The sequence below is a fragment of the Streptomyces spororaveus genome (genome assembly GCF_016755875.1).
Lineage (GTDB): Bacteria > Actinomycetota > Actinomycetes > Streptomycetales > Streptomycetaceae > Streptomyces > Streptomyces spororaveus.
The window spans coordinates 2,622,828-2,642,500 of record NZ_BNED01000005.1 but is presented as its reverse complement, the minus strand read 5'-3'; the positions used below and the strand labels follow the sequence as shown (position 1 = coordinate 2,642,500).

8 protein-coding genes, 1 tRNA gene and 2 rRNA genes (1 of these 11 only partly in view) are annotated in these 19,673 nt (G+C 68.1%); 10 read left to right on the top strand and 1 reads right to left on the bottom strand.

Annotated features, from left to right (window positions below; all coding sequences use genetic code 11):
• From Sspor_RS13985 to Sspor_RS13970, 4 genes are all read left to right on the top strand, one after another.
• A 23S ribosomal RNA gene (locus tag Sspor_RS13985) occupies positions 1-2,928 on the top strand (it extends 195 nt beyond the left edge of the window).
• A gap of 78 nt (positions 2,929-3,006) precedes the next feature.
• Positions 3,007-3,123, top strand: a 5S ribosomal RNA gene (rrf, locus tag Sspor_RS13980).
• A 5-nt stretch (positions 3,124-3,128) separates the two neighbouring features.
• Positions 3,129-3,204: transfer RNA gene (locus Sspor_RS13975), tRNA-Thr, on the top strand.
• 190 nt (positions 3,205-3,394) lie between these two features.
• Positions 3,395-4,009, top strand: coding sequence for an HdeD family acid-resistance protein (locus Sspor_RS13970; protein ID WP_202199442.1), 615 nt, complete (start codon positions 3,395-3,397; stop codon positions 4,007-4,009).
• 102 nt (positions 4,010-4,111) lie between these two features.
• Here Sspor_RS13970 and Sspor_RS13965 read toward each other — a convergent pair whose 3' ends face one another.
• The gene (locus Sspor_RS13965; protein ID WP_237403861.1) at positions 4,112-6,676 is read right to left on the bottom strand and encodes a SpoIIE family protein phosphatase; all 2,565 of its coding nucleotides are present in this window, start codon (positions 6,674-6,676) and stop codon (positions 4,112-4,114) included.
• Between the two features lie 175 nt (positions 6,677-6,851).
• Between Sspor_RS13965 and Sspor_RS13960 the strand changes: the two genes are divergently transcribed.
• From Sspor_RS13960 to pgsA, 6 genes are all read left to right on the top strand, one after another.
• Complete coding sequence (locus Sspor_RS13960) at positions 6,852-12,386, top strand: HAMP domain-containing hybrid sensor histidine kinase/response regulator (protein ID WP_202199440.1); 5,535 nt, start codon at positions 6,852-6,854, stop codon at positions 12,384-12,386.
• A gap of 274 nt (positions 12,387-12,660) precedes the next feature.
• A complete protein-coding gene (locus Sspor_RS13955; protein WP_202199439.1) occupies positions 12,661-13,344 on the top strand; it encodes a response regulator in 684 nt (227 codons plus the stop codon).
• Between the two features lie 115 nt (positions 13,345-13,459).
• Entirely contained in the window at positions 13,460-16,255 is a 2,796-nt protein-coding gene (locus tag Sspor_RS13950) for an FtsK/SpoIIIE family DNA translocase (RefSeq protein ID WP_202199438.1), read from the top strand.
• Between the two features lie 220 nt (positions 16,256-16,475).
• The gene (locus tag Sspor_RS13945; RefSeq protein ID WP_202199437.1) at positions 16,476-17,372 is read left to right on the top strand and encodes a helix-turn-helix domain-containing protein; all 897 of its coding nucleotides are present in this window, start codon (positions 16,476-16,478) and stop codon (positions 17,370-17,372) included.
• A gap of 125 nt (positions 17,373-17,497) precedes the next feature.
• Entirely contained in the window at positions 17,498-18,985 is a 1,488-nt protein-coding gene (gene rimO, locus Sspor_RS13940) for a 30S ribosomal protein S12 methylthiotransferase RimO (protein ID WP_202199436.1), read from the top strand.
• On the top strand, positions 18,982-19,638 hold the full coding sequence (gene pgsA / locus Sspor_RS13935) for a CDP-diacylglycerol--glycerol-3-phosphate 3-phosphatidyltransferase (protein WP_202199435.1): 657 nt from the start codon (positions 18,982-18,984) through the stop codon (positions 19,636-19,638). Before rimO ends, pgsA begins: the two co-directional genes overlap by 4 nt.
• Positions 19,639-19,673: the final 35 nt, after the last annotated feature.

The following is a 19,673-nucleotide window of genomic DNA, read 5'->3' as shown; positions in this document are numbered from 1 at the left end:
TGAAACATCTCAGTACCCTCAGGAAGAGAAAACAACCGTGATTCCGGGAGTAGTGGCGAGCGAAACCGGATGAGGCCAAACCGTATGCGTGTGATACCCGGCAGGGGTTGCGCATGCGGGGTTGTGGGAATTCTTTTGATCGGTCTGCCGGCCGGTCGGCGAGTCAGAAACCGTTGATGTAGTCGAAGGACATGCGAAAGGTCCGGCGTAGAGGGTAAGACCCCCGTAGACGAAACATCAGCGGCTTGCTTAAGAATCTCCCAAGTAGCACGGGGCCCGAGAAATCCCGTGTGAATCTGGCGGGACCACCCGCTAAGCCTAAATATTCCCTGGTGACCGATAGCGGATAGTACCGTGAGGGAATGGTGAAAAGTACCGCGGGAGCGGAGTGAAATAGTACCTGAAACCGTGTGCCTACAAGCCGTGGGAGCGTCGCTGTATGTGCTTGCACATACAGTCGTGACTGCGTGCCTTTTGAAGAATGAGCCTGCGAGTTAGCGGTGTGTAGCGAGGTTAACCCGTGTGGGGAAGCCGTAGCGAAAGCGAGTCCGAATAGGGCGATTGAGTTGCACGCTCTAGACCCGAAGCGGAGTGATCTAGCCATGGGCAGGTTGAAGCGGAGGTAAGACTTCGTGGAGGACCGAACCCACCAGGGTTGAAAACCTGGGGGATGACCTGTGGTTAGGGGTGAAAGGCCAATCAAACTCCGTGATAGCTGGTTCTCCCCGAAATGCATTTAGGTGCAGCGTCGTGTGTTTCTTGCCGGAGGTAGAGCACTGGATAGGCGATGGGCCCTACCGGGTTACTGACCTTAGCCAAACTCCGAATGCCGGTAAGTGAGAGCACGGCAGTGAGACTGTGGGGGATAAGCTCCATGGTCGAGAGGGAAACAGCCCAGAGCATCGACTAAGGCCCCTAAGCGTACGCTAAGTGGGAAAGGATGTGGAGTCGCAGAGACAACCAGGAGGTTGGCTTAGAAGCAGCCACCCTTGAAAGAGTGCGTAATAGCTCACTGGTCAAGTGATTCCGCGCCGACAATGTAGCGGGGCTCAAGCGTACCGCCGAAGTCGTGTCATTGCAGCAATAGGGCCAACGCCCGCTGTGATGGGTAGGGGAGCGTCGTGTGCCGGGTGAAGCAGCAGCGGAAGCTAGTTGTGGACGGTTCACGAGTGAGAATGCAGGCATGAGTAGCGATACACACGTGAGAAACGTGTGCGCCGATTGACTAAGGGTTCCTGGGTCAAGCTGATCTGCCCAGGGTAAGTCGGGACCTAAGGCGAGGCCGACAGGCGTAGTCGATGGACAACCGGTTGATATTCCGGTACCCGCTTTGAAACGCCCAATATCGAATCAGGCGATGCTAAGTCCGTGAAGCCGTTCCGGACCCTTCGGGGAAAGGAAAGTGGTGGAGCCGACGAACCAGACTTGTAGTAGGTAAGCGATGGGGTGACGCAGGAAGGTAGTCCAGCCCGGGCGGTGGTAGTCCCGGGGTAAGGGTGTAGGCCGAGGGGTAGGCAAATCCGTCCCTCATTAAGGCTGAGACCTGATGCCGAGCCGATTGTGGTGAAGTGGATGATCCTATGCTGTCGAGAAAAGCCTCTAGCGAGTTTCATGGCGGCCCGTACCCTAAACCGACTCAGGTGGTCAGGTAGAGAATACCGAGGCGTTCGGGTGAACTATGGTTAAGGAACTCGGCAAAATGCCCCCGTAACTTCGGGAGAAGGGGGGCCATCACTGGTGATCGGACTTGCTCCGTGAGCTGGGGGTGGCCGCAGAGACCAGCGAGAAGCGACTGTTTACTAAAAACACAGGTCCGTGCGAAGCCGTAAGGCGATGTATACGGACTGACGCCTGCCCGGTGCTGGAACGTTAAGGGGACCGGTTAGTGACCTTTCGGGGTTGCGAAGCTGAGAACTTAAGCGCCAGTAAACGGCGGTGGTAACTATAACCATCCTAAGGTAGCGAAATTCCTTGTCGGGTAAGTTCCGACCTGCACGAATGGCGTAACGACTTCTCGACTGTCTCAACCATAGGCCCGGTGAAATTGCACTACGAGTAAAGATGCTCGTTTCGCGCAGCAGGACGGAAAGACCCCGGGACCTTTACTACAGTTTGATATTGGTGTTCGGTTCGGCTTGTGTAGGATAGGTGGGAGACTTTGAAGCAGCCACGCCAGTGGTTGTGGAGTCGCCGTTGAAATACCACTCTGGTCGTGCTGGATGTCTAACCTCGGTCCGTGATCCGGATCAGGGACAGTGTCTGATGGGTAGTTTAACTGGGGCGGTTGCCTCCCAAAGGGTAACGGAGGCGCCCAAAGGTTCCCTCAGCCTGGTTGGCAATCAGGTGTTGAGTGTAAGTGCACAAGGGAGCTTGACTGTGAGACCGACGGGTCGAGCAGGGACGAAAGTCGGGACTAGTGATCCGGCGGTGGCTTGTGGAAGCGCCGTCGCTCAACGGATAAAAGGTACCCCGGGGATAACAGGCTGATCTTCCCCAAGAGTCCATATCGACGGGATGGTTTGGCACCTCGATGTCGGCTCGTCGCATCCTGGGGCTGGAGTCGGTCCCAAGGGTTGGGCTGTTCGCCCATTAAAGCGGTACGCGAGCTGGGTTTAGAACGTCGTGAGACAGTTCGGTCCCTATCCGCTGTGCGCGTAGGAATATTGAGAAGGGCTGTCCCTAGTACGAGAGGACCGGGACGGACGAACCTCTGGTGTGCCAGTTGTCCTGCCAAGGGCATGGCTGGTTGGCTACGTTCGGGAGGGATAACCGCTGAAAGCATCTAAGCGGGAAGCCTGCTTCAAGATGAGTATTCCCACCTCCTTGAGAGGGTAAGGCTCCCAGTAGACGACTGGGTTGATAGGCCAGATGTGGAAGCCCGGTAACGGGTGAAGCTGACTGGTACTAATAGGCCGAGGGCTTGTCCTCAGTTGCTCGCGTCCACTGTGTTAGTTCTGAAATAACGAACAGCTGTGTCCATGCCAGCGTGTTCAAATTTCATAGTGTTTCGGTGGTCATAGCGTTAGGGAAACGCCCGGTTACATTCCGAACCCGGAAGCTAAGCCTTTCAGCGCCGATGGTACTGCAGGGGGGACCCTGTGGGAGAGTAGGACGCCGCCGAACAACCCGCCCTTTTAGCTCAGTCGGTAGAGCGTCTCCATGGTAAGGAGAAGGTCAACGGTTCGATTCCGTTAAAGGGCTCCACTTGAAAAGGCCCCCGCCTATTGGCGGGGGCCTTTTTTGTTTTCAGGCGCCGGCCTGCCCGCCGGGCCCGCCGCACGGCCGGAGGGGCGGGTCGCAGGAGAGCTGCCTACCATGGATGTGAAGGGCAGATAAGGACGTCCGGCGGCTTCGAGGTGCCCCCACGGGTCGCTCGGCTGGCCCAGGAGGCGTGATGACCGTACCCCCCGACGCAGCGGCACCGAAGCACACGCAGGGCGACCCCGAGGACATGCTCAAGCATGTCGGCAGTACGTGGCACTGGGCACTCGGCTTCGCCCTCGCGACCCTGATTCCCGGCATCCTGATCCTCGTCTGGCCCGACGAGACCCTGCACATCCTGGCCGTCATCATTGGTCTGCAGTTCCTGGTGGCGGGTGCCTTCCGCTTCGTCACCGCCTTCGGGCACAGCAGGGACGGCGGCAGCAGACTGGCGGGCGTCCTGATCGCCATGCTCGCGTTCCTGGCCGGTGTCCTCGTGCTGCGTCATCCGATGCAGACGATCGGCGCACTGTCCTTGATCATCGGCGTGTTCTGGCTGCTGTCCGGAGTGCTCGCGGCGTACACCGCGATCGCGGACCATACGCTCGTGCACCGGGGCCTGCAGTTCGGCCTCGGCGCTCTCGGCGCGGTCGCCGGAATCGTCGTGCTCTGCTTCCCGGTGGACTCCGCTGTGGCCCTGACACGGTTGCTGGGGCTCTGGCTCGTCCTGCTCGGCGTCTTCGAGCTGGTGATGGCCTTCGCTCTGCGTTCCGCCACCCGCCGGATCACACCTGCCCGTCCGGAATGAGAGCCGGCCGGCGACGGACCCGTACCGCCGACGGCGGACTCGTACTCCCCTGAATCCCTGAATCCGGGCTCGGCACACGCCGAGCCCGCTTTCACGGGCCGGCTACTCGCCCGTGCGCTGCTCCGGGACGCGGAAGGCGAGGATCGCCATGTCGTCCGACGCCGGTTCGGCGGCGAAGCGTTCCACCGCGCGCAGGACGCGGGAGGCGACCGCGCCCGCCGTGAGGCCCGTACACGTGGTGAGGACCTCGGCGAGGCCGTCGTCGCCCAGCATGCGGGTGCCCTCGCGGCGTTCGGTCACGCCGTCCGTGACGCAGAGCAGCACATCGCCGGGGTCGAGGGTGAGGGTCTGCTCGTAGAGGTCCAGGTCGTCGATCACACCGAGCAGCGGCTGCGGGTCCGCGGCCGCGTCGACCTGGCCGTTCGGGCGCAGGCGCAGCGGGAGCGGATGGCCCGCGCAGACGACCTTCATCAGGGCGCCGCCGTCGGGCTGGGGGTGGAGCTCGCCGTAGAGGAGGGTGAGGAAGCGGCTTCGGGCGCCCTCGTCGAGGATGGCCGCGTTCAGGCGCTGCAGGACGGCCGGGCCGCCGAGGCCCTCGCGTGCCAGCAGGCGCAGCGCGTGCCGGGCCAGGCCAGTGACGGCGGCCGCCTCGGGTCCTGTGCCGCAGACGTCGCCGATGGCGAAGCCGTACGCGCCGTCGCGGATGGGGAAGACGTCGTAGAAGTCGCCGCCGACCTCGTTGCCCTCGCCGGCCGCGCGGTAGATGACCTCGACCTCCATGCCGGGGATCGCGGGGGAGCCGGGCGGCAGCAGGCTGCGCTGCAGGGAGCGGCTGATCGCGGTGCGCTCGGAGTACAGGCGGGCGTTGTCGAGGGCCAGGGCGGCCCGGCGGGAGAGGTCCTCGGCGAGTTCGAGGATCTCCTGGCGGAAGTGCTCCTCGCGCGGCTTGCCGAGGGTGAGCATGCCGATCACGCGGTTGCGGGCGAGGAGGGGGAGGACCACCGTCTCGCCGCCGACCGCGGCGGTCGCCTCGGGCCACGGGCGGGCGCCGGCCTCGCGGACCGGTTCGGGCATGCTGACCTGGGAGAGCAGCTCCTTGAGGCCGTCGATGCGCTCCTCGTCCTCGTGGAGTACGTAGGAGAGGTACGGGTCGGAGGACTGGTCGGCGATGGTGTAGACGGCGCACCAGGTGGCGAGGGTCGGGACGGTCATCTGCGCCATGAGGGCCAGGGTCTGGTCCCGGTCGAGGGTGCCGGCCAGCAGGTCGGAGGCCTCGACGAGGAAGGAGAGGGATCCGCGGCGCAGGCGTTCCAGTTCGCCGAGGGCGATGCGGTCGGCGGCGAACTGGAGGTGGAGGGCCTCTTCGTTGGAGTAGCGGCCGGGGGTTTCGGCGGCGACGCCGAGCGAGCCGGTCAGACGGCCTTCCACCTTGAGGGGGACGGTGACGGCGGAGCGCATGCCGGTGGCCTCCAGGAGCGGGACGGCTCCGGGGGAGGCGATCAGGTCGTCGTGAACGGCGGGCATGCGGGCGGAGCCGTAGCGGTTGGTGCCCGCCTCGACGGGGACGCGGGCGAAGCGCTGGCGGGTGGAGGGCAGGCCGGTGGTGGCGCGGACCTCCAGCTCGGTCTCGTCGTCGGTGGCGAGCAGCAGGAAGGCGGAGTCGGCGTCGAGGAGGTCGCGGGCGCGCTCCACGGTGCGCTGGAGGAGCCCGTCGAGGTCGTCGGGGGCCGGGGAGCCGATGAAGACCTCGAAGGGGTCCGTGGGGCGGGCCTCGGTGAAGTGGCCGCTGTCGGAGGCGGGGACCCGTACCGGGGTCTGGAGCAGGGCGCGCTCGTCGTCGTGGACGAGGAGGCAGACGATGGACGGTTCGCCGTGGGCGTCGCGGACCCGCAGGTGCGAGGCGAAGACGGGGATGACGCGGCCGTCGGCGCCGCGGACGCCGTAGCTGCCCTCCCAGCGGGACAGGCGCAGGGCCTCGGCGATGCCGGTTCCGGTGCCGGGGGTCTGGGGCCAGGCGGCGAGCTCGGCGAGCGGGCGGCCGAGTGCCTTCTCGGCGGGGTGGCCGAAGATGTGCTCGGCGTCCTCGTTCCAGGCGGAGATGGAGTCGGCCGAGTCGATCTGGAGGACGGCGACGCGGACCCGGCTGTCGGCCAGGGGCAGCAGCTGGTCGGGGACCACGGGGCCCGCGGAGCGGGTACCGACCGGCCGGTCTGGCAGGTCGAGGCGGAACCACACGTGCTTGTGCGTGGCGGTGTACTCGACGCCCCAGCGGGTGGCGAGGGCGGCGCACAGCATCAGGCCGCGGCCGTTCTCGCGGTCGGGGTCGGCGTAGGGGCGTTCGCCGGGGTGCTGGAGGGGGAGCTCGCGCTCCGGGTACCGGTCGGCGACCTCGACCCGTACGCCGCCGTCGGCGCGCAGGCACAGGACCTCGGCCCGGGTGCCGGCGTGGACCACGGCATTGGTGACGAGCTCGCTGGTGAGGACCACCGCGTCGTCGACGATGTCCGCGAAGCCCCAGCCGTGCAGGGTGTCGCGGACGAACCCGCGGGCGGCGGCGACCGAGCGCCCGAGGGGATCGAAGCTGGCAGCCGCCCGTGCCGTGATCACGAGTCTCCTTCGACGCGGTTGGACATCGGGTGCCAGGTTACTTACCTTCGCGGTCGGCATGGTGCCGTCGTCGGGGATTCCACCCGCAGGGTACGGCGGGTATGCGATGGTGCCGAAGTGTTATGGCCGTGTTCGGCCAGGGTGAAACACTGGGCAGGCTTGCAGAGCCGGCTTGTCACGAGGCACGAGTCAGGCGTCCGGTGGAAAAGTGGTCGACCCTTTCGGGAGGGACACGGTGGAGTCTGGCGCAGCGGTGCGGCGTACGGGAACGCGGCCGAAGGGCGGGCGTTCCCGGCGCAGTGGCACGACGGAGGTCGATACCGCCGCTCTGAACCGGCTGCTCACGGCCCTGGTGTCGATGCGGGACGGGAATTTCCGCAAGCGGCTGACGGTGTCCGGCGAGGGCGTGATGGCGGAGATCGCCGCCGTCTACAACGAGGTCGCCGACCGTAATCTCCACCTGACCGGGGAGCTGTCCCGGGTGCGGCGGATGGTGGGCCGCGAGGGCAAGCTGAGCGAACGGCTGGAAACGGGTGCCTGTGAGGGCTCCTGGGCGGCCGCGATCGACGCCTCGAACCAGTTGGTGGACGATCTGGCCCGGCCGGTGTCCGAGGTGGGCCGGGTGCTGTCGGCGGTGGCCGAGGGCGATCTGGACCAGCGGATGGATCTGCGGACGCAGGCGGCCGAGGGGGCCGGGCATCCGCTGCGCGGGGAGTTCCTGAAGGTCGGGCGCACGGTCAACAACCTGGTCGACCAGCTGTCGGCGTTCACCGACGAGGTGACGCGCGTGGCGCTGGAGGTGGGCACCGAGGGCAAGCTCGGTGGTCAGGCCCAGGTGCGCGGGATGTCGGGTTCCTGGAAGGATCTGACCGACTCCGTCAACACGATGGCGTACCGGCTCACCGCCCAGGTGCGTGATATCGCTCTCGTCACGACGGCGGTCGCCAAGGGCGATCTGTCGCGCAAGGTCACGGTGCACGTGGCCGGCGAGATGCTCCAGCTGAAGAACACCGTGAACACGATGGTGGACCAGCTGTCGTCCTTCTCCTCCGAGGTGACCCGCGTGGCCCGCGAGGTGGGTACGGAGGGCGAGCTGGGCGGGCAGGCGAAGGTGCCCGGGGTCGCGGGCGTGTGGAAGGACCTGACCGACTCGGTCAACACCATGGCTGGGAACCTGACGGCGCAGGTGCGCGGGATCGCGCAGGTGACGACGGCGGTCGCGAACGGTGACCTGTCGCAGAAGGTACGGGTCAGCGCGCGCGGCGAGGTGGCGCAGCTGGCCGAAACGATCAACCAGATGACCGAGACGCTGCGGACCTTCGCGGACGAGGTCACGCGCGTGGCCAGCGAGGTCGGGGCCAAGGGTCTGCTGGGCGGTCAGGCGCAGGTGCCGGGTGCGGCGGGGACGTGGAAGGACCTCACCGACTCGGTGAACACGGTCTTCCGCAACCTGACCACCCAGGTGCGGGACATCGCGCAGGTGACGACGGCGGTGGCGAACGGCGATCTGTCGCAGAAGGTCACGGTCGACGTGGCCGGCGAGATGCTGGAGCTCAAGAACACCGTCAACACGATGGTGGACCAGCTGTCGTCCTTCGGTGCGGAAGTGACGCGTGTGGCCCGTGAGGTCGGCGTCGAGGGTGAGCTGGGCGGTCAGGCGCAGGTGCCGGGTGCGGCGGGGACGTGGAAGGACCTCACCGACTCGGTGAACACCGCTTTCCGCAACCTGACCGGGCAGGTGCGCAACATCGCGCAGGTGACGACGGCCGTGGCCAACGGCGATCTGTCGCAGAAGGTCACCGTGGACGTCTCCGGCGAGATGCTCCAGCTGAAGAACACCGTGAACACGATGGTGGACCAGCTGTCCTCCTTCGCGGACCAGGTCACGCGGATGGCGCGGGACGTGGGTACGGAGGGCCGGCTCGGTGGCCAGGCCCGGGTGGAGGGGGTGTCCGGGACCTGGAAGGAGCTCACCGACTCCGTCAACTTCATGGCCGGGAACCTGACCTCGCAGGTGCGTCAGATCGCGCAGGTGACGACGGCGGTGGCGCGGGGCGACCTGTCCCAGAAGATCGACGTGGACGCCCGGGGCGAGATCCTGGAGCTGAAGAACACCATCAACACGATGGTCGACCAGCTCTCGGCCTTCGCCGAGCAGGTGACCCGGGTGGCCCGGGACGTGGGTACGGAGGGCCGGCTCGGCGGCCAGGCGCAGGTGCCCGGGGTGGCCGGCGTATGGCGTGACCTGACGGACTCCGTGAACGGCATGGCCGGGAACCTGACCTCGCAGGTGCGCAACATCGCGCAGGTCGCGACGGCGGTGGCCCGCGGTGACCTCTCGCAGAAGATCGACGTGGACGCCCGGGGCGAGATCCTGGAGCTGAAGAACACCCTCAACACGATGGTCGACCAGCTCTCGAACTTCGCGGAGCAGGTGACGAGGGTGGCCCGCGAGGTGGGTACCGAGGGCATCCTCGGCGGCCAGGCGGAGGTGAAGGGGGTCTCCGGTACCTGGAAGGACCTCACGCAGTCCGTCAACTTCATGGCGAACAACCTGACGTCCCAGGTGCGCAACATCGCCGAGGTGACCACGGCCGTGGCCATGGGCGACCTCTCCAAGAAGATCACCGTCGACGCCAAGGGCGAGATCCTCGAACTGGTCACCACCGTCAACACGATGGTGGACCAGCTGTCGTCCTTCGCGGAGCAGGTGACGCGGGTGGCCCGTGAGGTGGGCTCCGAGGGCATCCTGGGCGGTCAGGCGCGGGTGCGCGGGGTGACCGGCATCTGGAAGGACCTGACCGACAACGTCAACCTGATGGCCAACAACCTGACCTCGCAGGTGCGCAACATCTCCCAGGTCTCGGCGGCGGTCGCCAACGGCGACCTGACGAAGAAGGTCACGGTCGAGGCGCGCGGCGAGGTCGCGCAGCTCGCCGACACCGTCAACACGATGGTGAAGACCCTGTCGTCCTTCGCGGACGAGGTCACCCGGGTGGCCCGCGAGGTGGGCACGGAGGGCCGGCTGGGCGGTCAGGCGCATGTGCCGGGCGTCTCGGGGACGTGGAAGGACCTCACCGACTCGGTGAACTTCATGGCCTCCAACCTCACCGGTCAGGTGCGGCAGATCGCCATGGTCACGACCGCCATCGCCAAGGGCGACATGACCAAGAAGATCGACATCGATGCCCGGGGCGAGATCCTGGAGCTGAAGACCACCATCAACACGATGGTCGACCAGCTGTCGTCCTTCGCCGACCAGGTGACGAGGGTGGCCCGCGAGGTGGGTACCGAGGGCATCCTGGGCGGCCAGGCGCGCGTCCGGGACGTCGACGGGACCTGGCGGGACCTGACGGAGTCCGTGAACGAGATGGCCGGGAACCTCACCCGGCAGGTGCGCGCGATCGCGGCCGTGGCCACCGCGGTGACCCGCGGCGACCTCAACCTGAAGATCGACGTGGACGCGGCGGGCGAGATCCAGGTCCTGCAGGACAACATCAACACGATGATCGCGAACCTGCGCGACACCACCTTGGCCAACAAGGAGCAGGACTGGCTCAAGGGCAACCTCGCCCGGATCTCCGCCCTGATGCAGGGCCGCCGGGAGCTCGACGACGTGGCCTCGCTGATCATGAGCGAGCTGACCCCGGTGGTCTCCGCGCAGCACGGTGCCTTCTTCCTGGCGCTGCCGGCCGGCGGGACCACCGAGATCGGGACGGAGGGGGGCGCGGACGGCTCGTACGAGCTGCGGATGCGCGGGAGTTACGCGTACGCGGGCGGTCAGATGCCGATCTCCTTCCGGCCGGGGGAGGGGCTGATCGGGGCGGTCGCCGAGGAGAAGCGCATGATCCTCGTCGAGAACACCCCGCCGGGCTACCTGAAGATCTCCTCGGGTCTGGGCGAGGCACCGCCGGCGCACGTGATCGTGCTGCCGGTGCTGTTCGAGGGGAAGGTCCTCGGCGTCATCGAGCTGGCCTCCTTCACACCGTTCACGCAGATCCAGAAGGACTTCCTCAGCCAGATCGCCGAGATGATCGGTACGAGCGTCAACACCATCAGCGTCAACTCCAAGACGGAGATGCTGCTGAAGCAGTCGCAGGAGATGACCGAGCAGCTGCGCGAGCGCTCCGACGAGCTGGAGAACCGGCAGAAGGCCCTGCAGGCCGCCAACGCGGAGCTGGAGGAGAAGGCCGAGCTGCTGGCCCAGCAGAACCGGGACATCGAGGTGAAGAACACCGAGATCGAGGAGGCCCGGCAGGTCCTGGAGGAGCGCGCCGAGCAGCTCGCGGTCTCGATGCGCTACAAGTCCGAGTTCCTGGCGAACATGTCGCACGAGCTGCGGACGCCGCTCAACTCGCTGCTGATCCTGGCCAAGCTCCTCGCCGACAACGCGGAGGGCAACCTCTCGCCGAAGCAGGTGGAGTTCGCCGAGACCATCCACGGCGCGGGTTCCGACCTGCTGCAGCTGATCAACGACATCCTCGACCTGTCGAAGGTCGAGGCGGGGAAGATGGACGTCTCACCGACCCGGATCGCGCTGGTCCAGCTCGTGGACTACGTGGAGGCGACCTTCCGGCCGCTGACGGCGGAGAAGGGCCTGGACTTCTCGGTACGGGTCTCCCCGGAGCTGCCCGCCACCCTGCACACCGACGAGCAGCGGCTGCTGCAGGTGCTGCGCAACCTGCTGTCGAACGCGGTGAAGTTCACCGACGGCGGGGCGGTGGAGCTGGTGATCCGGCCGGCCGGCGCCGATGTGCCGGCGGCCATCCGCGAGCAGCTGCTGGAGGCCGGGTCGCTGCGGGAGGCGGACGCGGACCTGATCGCCTTCTCGGTCACCGACACCGGGATCGGGATCGCCGCGAGCAAGATGCTGGTGATCTTCGAGGCGTTCAAGCAGGCGGACGGGACGACGAGCCGGAAGTACGGCGGTACCGGGCTGGGGCTGTCCATCAGCCGGGAGATCGCCCGGCTGCTGGGCGGTGAGATCCACGCGGCCAGTGAGCCCGGCCGGGGGTCCACCTTCACGCTGTACCTGCCGCTGCACCCGAGCGAGCTGCCTCCGCAGGGGTACGCGCCGCCGACCCCCGGCGGTGCCCGCGGCGAGCTGTACCGCAGGTCCCTGGACGGTGGCAGGCCGGCGCGGCCGGGAAACCAGGCCGGGCCCGCGGTCGTACCGTCGGTGCAGGCGCAGCCGGTGCGGCCGGCGCTGTCGGCCGCCGAGCCGGGAGGGCAGGGGCAGGGCGGCGGGTCCGCGCTGTTCCGGCGCCGGCGCAAGGCGCCGAGCGATCTGGAGCCGCGTACGGCGGTGCCGGGCCAGCCGAACGTGGTGGGGGCCGAGGATGGCTGGGGCAGCGCGGAGGATGAGCTTCCGGTGGTGCCCCGGACGTACGACTTCCACGACGAGAAGGTACTCATCGTCGACGACGACGTACGGAACGTCTTCGCGCTCACCAGCGTGCTGGAGCAGCACGGACTGGCCGTGCTGTACGCGGAGAACGGACGGGAGGGCATCGAAGTCCTGGAGCAGCACGATGATGTGACGGTCGTGCTGATGGACATCATGATGCCCGAGATGGACGGGTACGCAACGACTTCGGCGATCCGGCGGATGCCGCAGTTCGCCGGGCTGCCGATCATCGCGCTGACGGCGAAGGCGATGAAGGGGGACCGGGAGAAGGCGATCGATTCCGGTGCTTCCGACTACGTCACCAAGCCGGTCGATCCCGACTACCTGCTGTCGGTGATGGAGCAGTGGATGCGCGGCAAGTGATCGCGGGGAGAGCGGACGGACAACGATCGCTGACTCACTGTGCCCGGGGCGGTGTGGGAGGGCGGTGAACGGGGAACCTTCTGCTCTCCCACCACGTTTCTGCTTCGTGCACAGTGACATCTTGGTGACAGGGTGTGGCGATCTCGGGACTGGGGCTACGATGACCGGCACAAGGACGGACGGCGTAAGGATGCCGCCCTCTGGGGCGGGGCCCGGCGCACAGGCCGGAGCCCGGAGCCGGGGAGGCCCCATGCCGGGGCGAGGAGGACAGGGCATGGTGCAGAAGGCCAAGATCCTCCTGGTCGACGACCGGCCGGAGAATCTGCTGGCGCTGGAGGCCATCCTCTCCGCGCTCGATCAGACACTGGTCCGGGCGTCGTCGGGGGAGGAAGCGCTCAAGGCGCTGTTGACGGACGATTTCGCGGTCATCCTGCTGGATGTCCAGATGCCGGGCATGGACGGATTCGAAACGGCCGCGCACATCAAGCGGCGGGAACGGACCCGGGACATCCCGATCATCTTCCTCACCGCGATCAACCACGGTCCGCACCACACGTTCCGCGGTTACGCGGCGGGTGCGGTCGACTACATCTCCAAGCCCTTCGACCCGTGGGTGCTGCGGGCCAAGGTCTCGGTCTTCGTGGAGCTGTACACGAAGAACTGCCAACTGCGGGAGCAGGCGGCCCTGCTGCGGCTCCAGCTGGAGGGCGGCGGCTCGGGCGGCGTGGACGCGAGCAAGGAGACGGCCGGACTGCTGGCCGAGCTCTCCGCCCGCCTCGCGGCGGTCGAGGAGCAGGCCGAGGCGCTGACCAAACAGCTCGGCGAGGACTCGGCCGACGCCGGTGTGGTGGCGACCGCGGCGCACCTGGAGCGCAAACTCACCGGACTGCGGCGGGCACTCGACGCCCTGGAGCCCGGGACCGCCGGAGGGGCTCCGGTCCTGCCCGCGCAGAACTGACCGTGCGCGGGTCGGGACTGGCGGTGTGTCACAGCACCTACGGAGCTGACGACACGAACGGGTGAAGGGGTGGGCACGCGTGTCCACCGGCACGCGCACCGGTAACCTCGGGCCCATGGCCTCACGTACGTCCGGTAAGGGTTCCCAGAGCACCGCGGGCACCGCGAAGGGCCGCACCGGCCGTACGGCGGCGCCGGCGAAGAAGGCCGCGCCCGTGCGCAAGCCTCCGGCGAAGAAGGCCGCGGCCGCCAAGCGTGCCCCGGCCAAGAAGGCCGCGGTCAAGCCCGCGCCCTCCCCGACCGGGGGCGTGGTGCGGCTGGTGCGCGCCCTCTGGCTCGGCTGCGCGCACGCGGTCGGTGCCGTCTTCCGCGGAATCGGCCAGGGGGCCCGGAACCTCGACCCCGCTCACCGCAAGGACGGCGTGGCGCTGCTGCTGCTCGCCCTCGCGCTGATCGTGGCCGCGGGCACCTGGTCGAATCTGAGCGGTCCGGTCGGGGACCTGGTCACGATGCTGATCACCGGTCTCTTCGGCCGGCTGGATCTGCTCGTGCCGATCCTGCTCGGCGTCATGGCGGTACGTTTCATCCGCCATCCCGAGCAGACCGACGCCAACGGCCGGATCGGCATCGGGCTGTCGGCCCTCGTCATCGGGGTCCTGGGCCTGGTCCACATCGCCTGCGGGGCGCCCGGCCGGGACGAGGGCACCACCGCGATGCAGAACGCGGGCGGGCTCATCGGCTGGGGCGCCTCCAAGCCGCTGATCTTCACCATGGGTGCGCCGCTGGCCGTGCCCATGCTGGTGCTGCTCACGATCTTCGGCCTGCTCGTGGTCACCGCGACCCCGGTCAACGCGATCCCGCAGCGGCTGCGCCGGCTCGGCATCCGGCTCGGGATCATCGCCCCGAACGAGTACGACGAGGGCTACGGCGAGGCCGAAGGCGCTGCCGGCGAGCGGCACGACCCGGAGCGGTGGCTGGCCCGTGGCGGAGCCGCCGAGGGCTCCGGGGACCGGGTGGACGAGGCCGAGGAGGAGGCGCTCGCCCGGCGGCGCAGGCCGCGCAGGACCCCGGCCCGGCCCGCCATGGAGCGGGGGATGGACGCCGTGGACGTGGCCGCGGCGGCCGCCGCCGCGCTGGACGGGGCGGTCTACGGCGGAATGCCGCCCTCCCCGCTCGTCGCCGACCTCACGCAGGGGATCACTCCCGAGCGGGAGGCCGCGGAGCCCACCGCTCCCGTGCCGACCGCCCGCGCGGGGCGTCCCGTACCGGACACCACCCCCGCGAGCGCGCCCGAAGCGGCCGCCGAGGCCTCCGCCGGGCAGCCGCACGCCACCACCGCCGCGGCCTCGGGGACGCTGTCGGTGCCTGACCTGACCAAGGCCCCGCCGCAGACCCAGGCGCTGCCGCCGCGCGCCGAGCAGCTCCAGCTGCGCGGGGACATCACGTACGCGCTGCCCTCGCTCGACCTGCTGGAGAAGGGCGGGCCCGGCAAGACCCGCAGCGCCGCGAACGACGCGGTGGTCGCCTCCCTGCGCAACGTCTTCACCGAGTTCAAGGTCGACGCGGACGTCACGGGATTCACCCGGGGTCCGACCGTCACCCGGTACGAGGTCACCCTGGGCGCGGCGGTCAAGGTCGAGCGGATCACCGCGCTCACCAAGAACATCGCCTACGCCGTGGCCTCGCCGGACGTCAGGATCATCAGCCCGATCCCGGGCAAGTCCGCGGTCGGCATCGAGATCCCCAACACCGACCGCGAGATGGTCAACCTGGGCGACGTGCTGCGCCTCGCGGACGCGGCCGAGGACGACCACCCGATGCTGGTGGCCCTCGGCAAGGACGTCGAGGGCGGCTACGTCATGGCCAACCTCGCGAAGATGCCGCACGTGCTCGTCGCCGGCGCCACCGGTTCCGGCAAGTCCTCCTGCATCAACTGCCTGATCACCTCGGTCATGGTGCGGGCCACCCCGGAGGACGTCCGGATGGTGCTCGTGGACCCCAAGCGCGTCGAGCTGACGGCGTACGAGGGCATCCCGCACCTGATCACCCCGATCATCACCAACCCCAAGCGGGCCGCCGAGGCGCTCCAGTGGGTCGTGCGCGAGATGGACCTGCGCTACGACGACCTGGCCGCCTTCGGCTACCGGCACATCGACGACTTCAACCAGGCCATCCGGGACGGCAAGATCAAACTGCCGCCGGGCAGCGAGCGGGAGCTCAGCCCGTACCCGTACCTGCTGGTGATCGTCGACGAGCTGGCCGACCTGATGATGGTGGCCCCGCGCGACGTCGAGGACTCGATCGTCCGCATCACCCAGTTGGCCCGCGCGGCCGGCATCCACCTCGTGCTCGCCACCCAGCGGCCCTCGGTGGACGTGGTCACCGGTCTGATCAAGGCGAACGTGCCCTCGCGCCTGGCCTTCGCCACCTCCTCGCTCGCCGACAGCCGGGTCATCCTCGACCAGCCGGGCGCCGAGAAGCTCATCGGCAAGGGCGACGGGCTGTTCCTGCCGATGGGCGCCAACAAGCCGGTCCGCCTCCAGGGCGCCTTCGTCACCGAGGACGAGATCGCCGGGATCGTCCAGCACTGCAAGGACCAGATGGCGCCCGTCTTCCGGGACGACGTCACCGTCGGGCAGAAGCAGAAGAAGGAGATCGACGAGGACATCGGCGACGACCTGGACCTGTTGTGCCAGGCGGCGGAGCTGGTGGTCTCCACGCAGTTCGGGTCCACCTCGATGCTCCAGCGCAAGCTGCGGGTGGGCTTCGCGAAGGCCGGGCGGCTCATGGACCTCATGGAGTCGCGGGGAATCGTCGGCCCCAGCGAGGGCTCGAAGGCGCGCGACGTCCTGCTGAAGGCCGATGACCTGGACGGAGTGCTCGCCGTCATCAGGGGCGAGGCCCATCCGTAATGAAATCGCGGGCAACCGTTTCCCTTGGGCCCGCGTCAAGTTGAAGAGAGGTGGCGGTAGGCGCACGAGACGGCTCACAGCGCCGGGCCGCCGCACCGGAGCGTGACCTCCGTTCGCCATTCGGATGGCGTAGGGAGTGCACCCTCCGGTTGCTCCACCCTTTCGTCACCCCCCTAGACTGGACTTCCAGCAGGTGGCTACACGCTCGAAAGGCGCCCACGTGTCCATCGGCAACTCCAACTCCCCCGAAGAAGAGCGGCCTTCGACCGACGACCGGTCCGAGGACCGCATCGTCGAACGTCCCGTCGAAGGCCCGTCCATCGGGACGGCCCTCAAGAAGGCCCGGATCGCCGCCGGGCTCACCGTCGACGAGGTCAGTTCCACCACCCGCGTGCGCATCCCGATCGTGCACGCGATCGAAGAGGACGACTTCACGCGGTGCGGCGGCGACGTCTACGCCCGCGGTCACATCCGTACGCTCGCCCGCGCCGTCAACCTCGATCCGGCACCGCTGGTCGAGAGCTACGACGCGGCCCACGGCGGCCGGCCGGCACCCACGCCCGCCGCGCCGATGTTCGACGCCGAGCGGATCCGTCCCGAGCGGCAGCGGCCCAACTGGACCGCGGCCATGGTCGCCGCCATCGTCGCCGTGATCGGCTTCGTGGGCTTCACCGCCTTCAGCGGTGGCGACGAGAAGGACAAGCGCCCGGTGGCGGAAGGTTCCGCCTCCCCCAAGCCCGCACCCAAGCAGAGCGCCGCCAAGCCGGTCGTACCGTCCCAGCAGACCCCGCCGGCGGCCAAGCCGGAGCCCTCGGACAGTGCGATCGCCGCCGCGCCCAAGGACCTCGTCACCGTGGTCCTGACGGCCGACACCGGCGAGAGCTGGATCTCCGCGAAGGACTCCACCGGCCGGCTGCTCTTCGACGGCACCCTCGTGCAGGGTGAGTCCAAGACCTTCACGGACAAGGAGTCCGTCGACCTCGTGCTCGGCGACGCCGGGGCCGTGAAGCTCTTCGTGAACGGCAAGGAGATCAAGGACGACTTCCAGTCGGGCCAGGTGGAGCGTCTGAAATACACGAAGGCCGACCCTGCCCAGGACCAGCCCCAGGCGGGCTGAGGCGGGCCCGCCCTAGGGCGGAAGGCTTGATCCGGATCCCCGGGGTGCTGCGCCGCACCCCGGGGATCTTGCTGTACGGGGACTTGCGGCAGGGGCCGACGCCGGGACGAAGTAGTCTTGAGTCCATGCCCGAACGCCGTACCGTCGCCCTTGTCACTCTTGGCTGCGCCCGTAACGAGGTGGACTCGGAGGAGCTCGCAGGCCGCTTGGCGGCGGATGGCTGGGAGCTCGTCGAGGACGCCGCCGATGCGGACGTAGCCGTCGTCAACACCTGCGGCTTCGTCGAAGCCGCCAAGAAGGACTCCGTAGACGCCCTCCTGGAAGCCAACGATCTCAAGGATCACGGCAAGACCCAGGCCGTCGTCGCCGTCGGCTGTATGGCCGAGCGCTACGGCAAGGAACTCGCCGAAGCGCTCCCCGAGGCCGACGGAGTCCTCGGATTCGACGACTACGCCGACATCTCCGACCGCCTCCAGACCATCCTCAACGGCGGCATCCACGCCTCCCACACCCCGCGTGACCGGCGCAAGCTGCTGCCGATCAGCCCCGCGGCCCGCCAGGACGCCGAGGTGGCCCTGCCCGGCCACGCCCAGGAGCCCGAGGCCGCCCCCGCGGACCTCCCCGAGGGCCTGGCGCCCGCCTCCGGGCCGCGCGCCCCGCTGCGCCGCCGCCTGGACAAGAGCCCCGTCGCCTCGGTCAAGCTGGCCTCCGGCTGCGACCGGCGCTGCTCCTTCTGCGCCATCCCGTCCTTCCGCGGCTCCTTCATCTCCCGCCGCCCCAGCGACGTGCTGGGCGAGACGCGCTGGCTCGCCGAGCAGGGCGTCAAGGAGATCATGCTGGTCTCCGAGAACAACACCTCCTACGGCAAGGACCTCGGCGACATCCGGCTGCTGGAGACCCTGCTGCCCGAGCTCGCCGAGGTGGACGGCATCGAGCGCGTCCGCGTCAGCTACCTCCAGCCCGCCGAGATGCGCCCCGGCCTGATCGACGTACTCACCTCGACCCCCAAGGTCGTGCCGTACTTCGACCTGTCCTTCCAGCACTCGGCCCCCGACGTGCTGCGCTCCATGCGCCGCTTCGGTGACACCGACCGCTTCCTGGAGCTGCTGGACACCATCCGCTCCAAGGCCCCGACGGCGGGCGTCCGCTCCAACTTCATCGTCGGCTTCCCGGGCGAGAAGGAATCGGACTTCGCCGAGCTGGAGCGTTTCCTCACCCACGCGCGCCTCGACGCCATCGGCGTCTTCGGCTACTCCGACGAGGACGGCACCGAGGCCGTCACCTACGAGAACAAGCTGGACGAGGACACCATCGCCGAGCGGCTCGCGCACATGCAGCGGCTCGCCGAGGAGCTCACCTCGCAGCGTGCCGAGGAGCGCATCGGGGAGACTCTCGAAGTGCTCGTCGAGACGGTGGAAGCCGTCGACGAGGACGGCGAGGGCGCCTACGGGCGTGCCGCGCACCAGGCGCCCGAAACGGACGGCCAGGTGGTCTTCACGGACAGCACGGGTCTGGTCCCCGGGCGTATCGTCACGGCAAAGGTGGTCGGCACCCTGGGAGTGGACCTGGTGGCCGAGCCCCTCGGCATGGATCTTGAGGAGGCGGCCGGATGACCGGAGTCCCGGCATCTGCGGCGGGCGAGGCCGGCCGCCGGCCCGTACCCGGCGCGAAGCTGGGGGCCGCGGCGGTCAATCAGGCCAGCCTGTGGAACATCGCCAACATCCTGACGATGATCCGGCTCGTGCTCGTGCCGGGCTTCGTCCTGCTGCTGCTCGCCGACGGGGGCTACGACCCCGCCTGGCGGGCCTGGGCCTGGGCGGCGTTCGCCGTCGCCATGATCACGGACATCTTCGACGGGCACCTGGCCCGGACGTACAACCTGGTCACGGACTTCGGCAAGATCGCCGACCCCATCGCCGACAAGGCGATCATGGGGTCGGCGCTGATCTGTCTCTCCTGGCTCGGTGACCTCCCCTGGTGGGTGACCGGGGTGATCCTCGGACGGGAGCTCGGGATCACCCTGCTCCGCTTCTGGGTCATCCGCTACGGAGTGATTCCGGCCAGCCGGGGCGGAAAGATGAAGACCCTGGCCCAGGGCACGGCCGTGGGCATGTACGTACTCGCCCTGACCGGGGCGCTGGCGACCATGCGCTTCTGGGTGATGGCGATCGCCGTCGTGCTGACCGTTGTCACCGGTTTGGACTACATCCGTCAGGCGGTCGTGCTGCGCCGCCAGGGTCTCGCCGCGGAGCGGGCCGCGAGGTGACCGACGCGGCGGGGGATTTTCCGGCGGCGGAATCC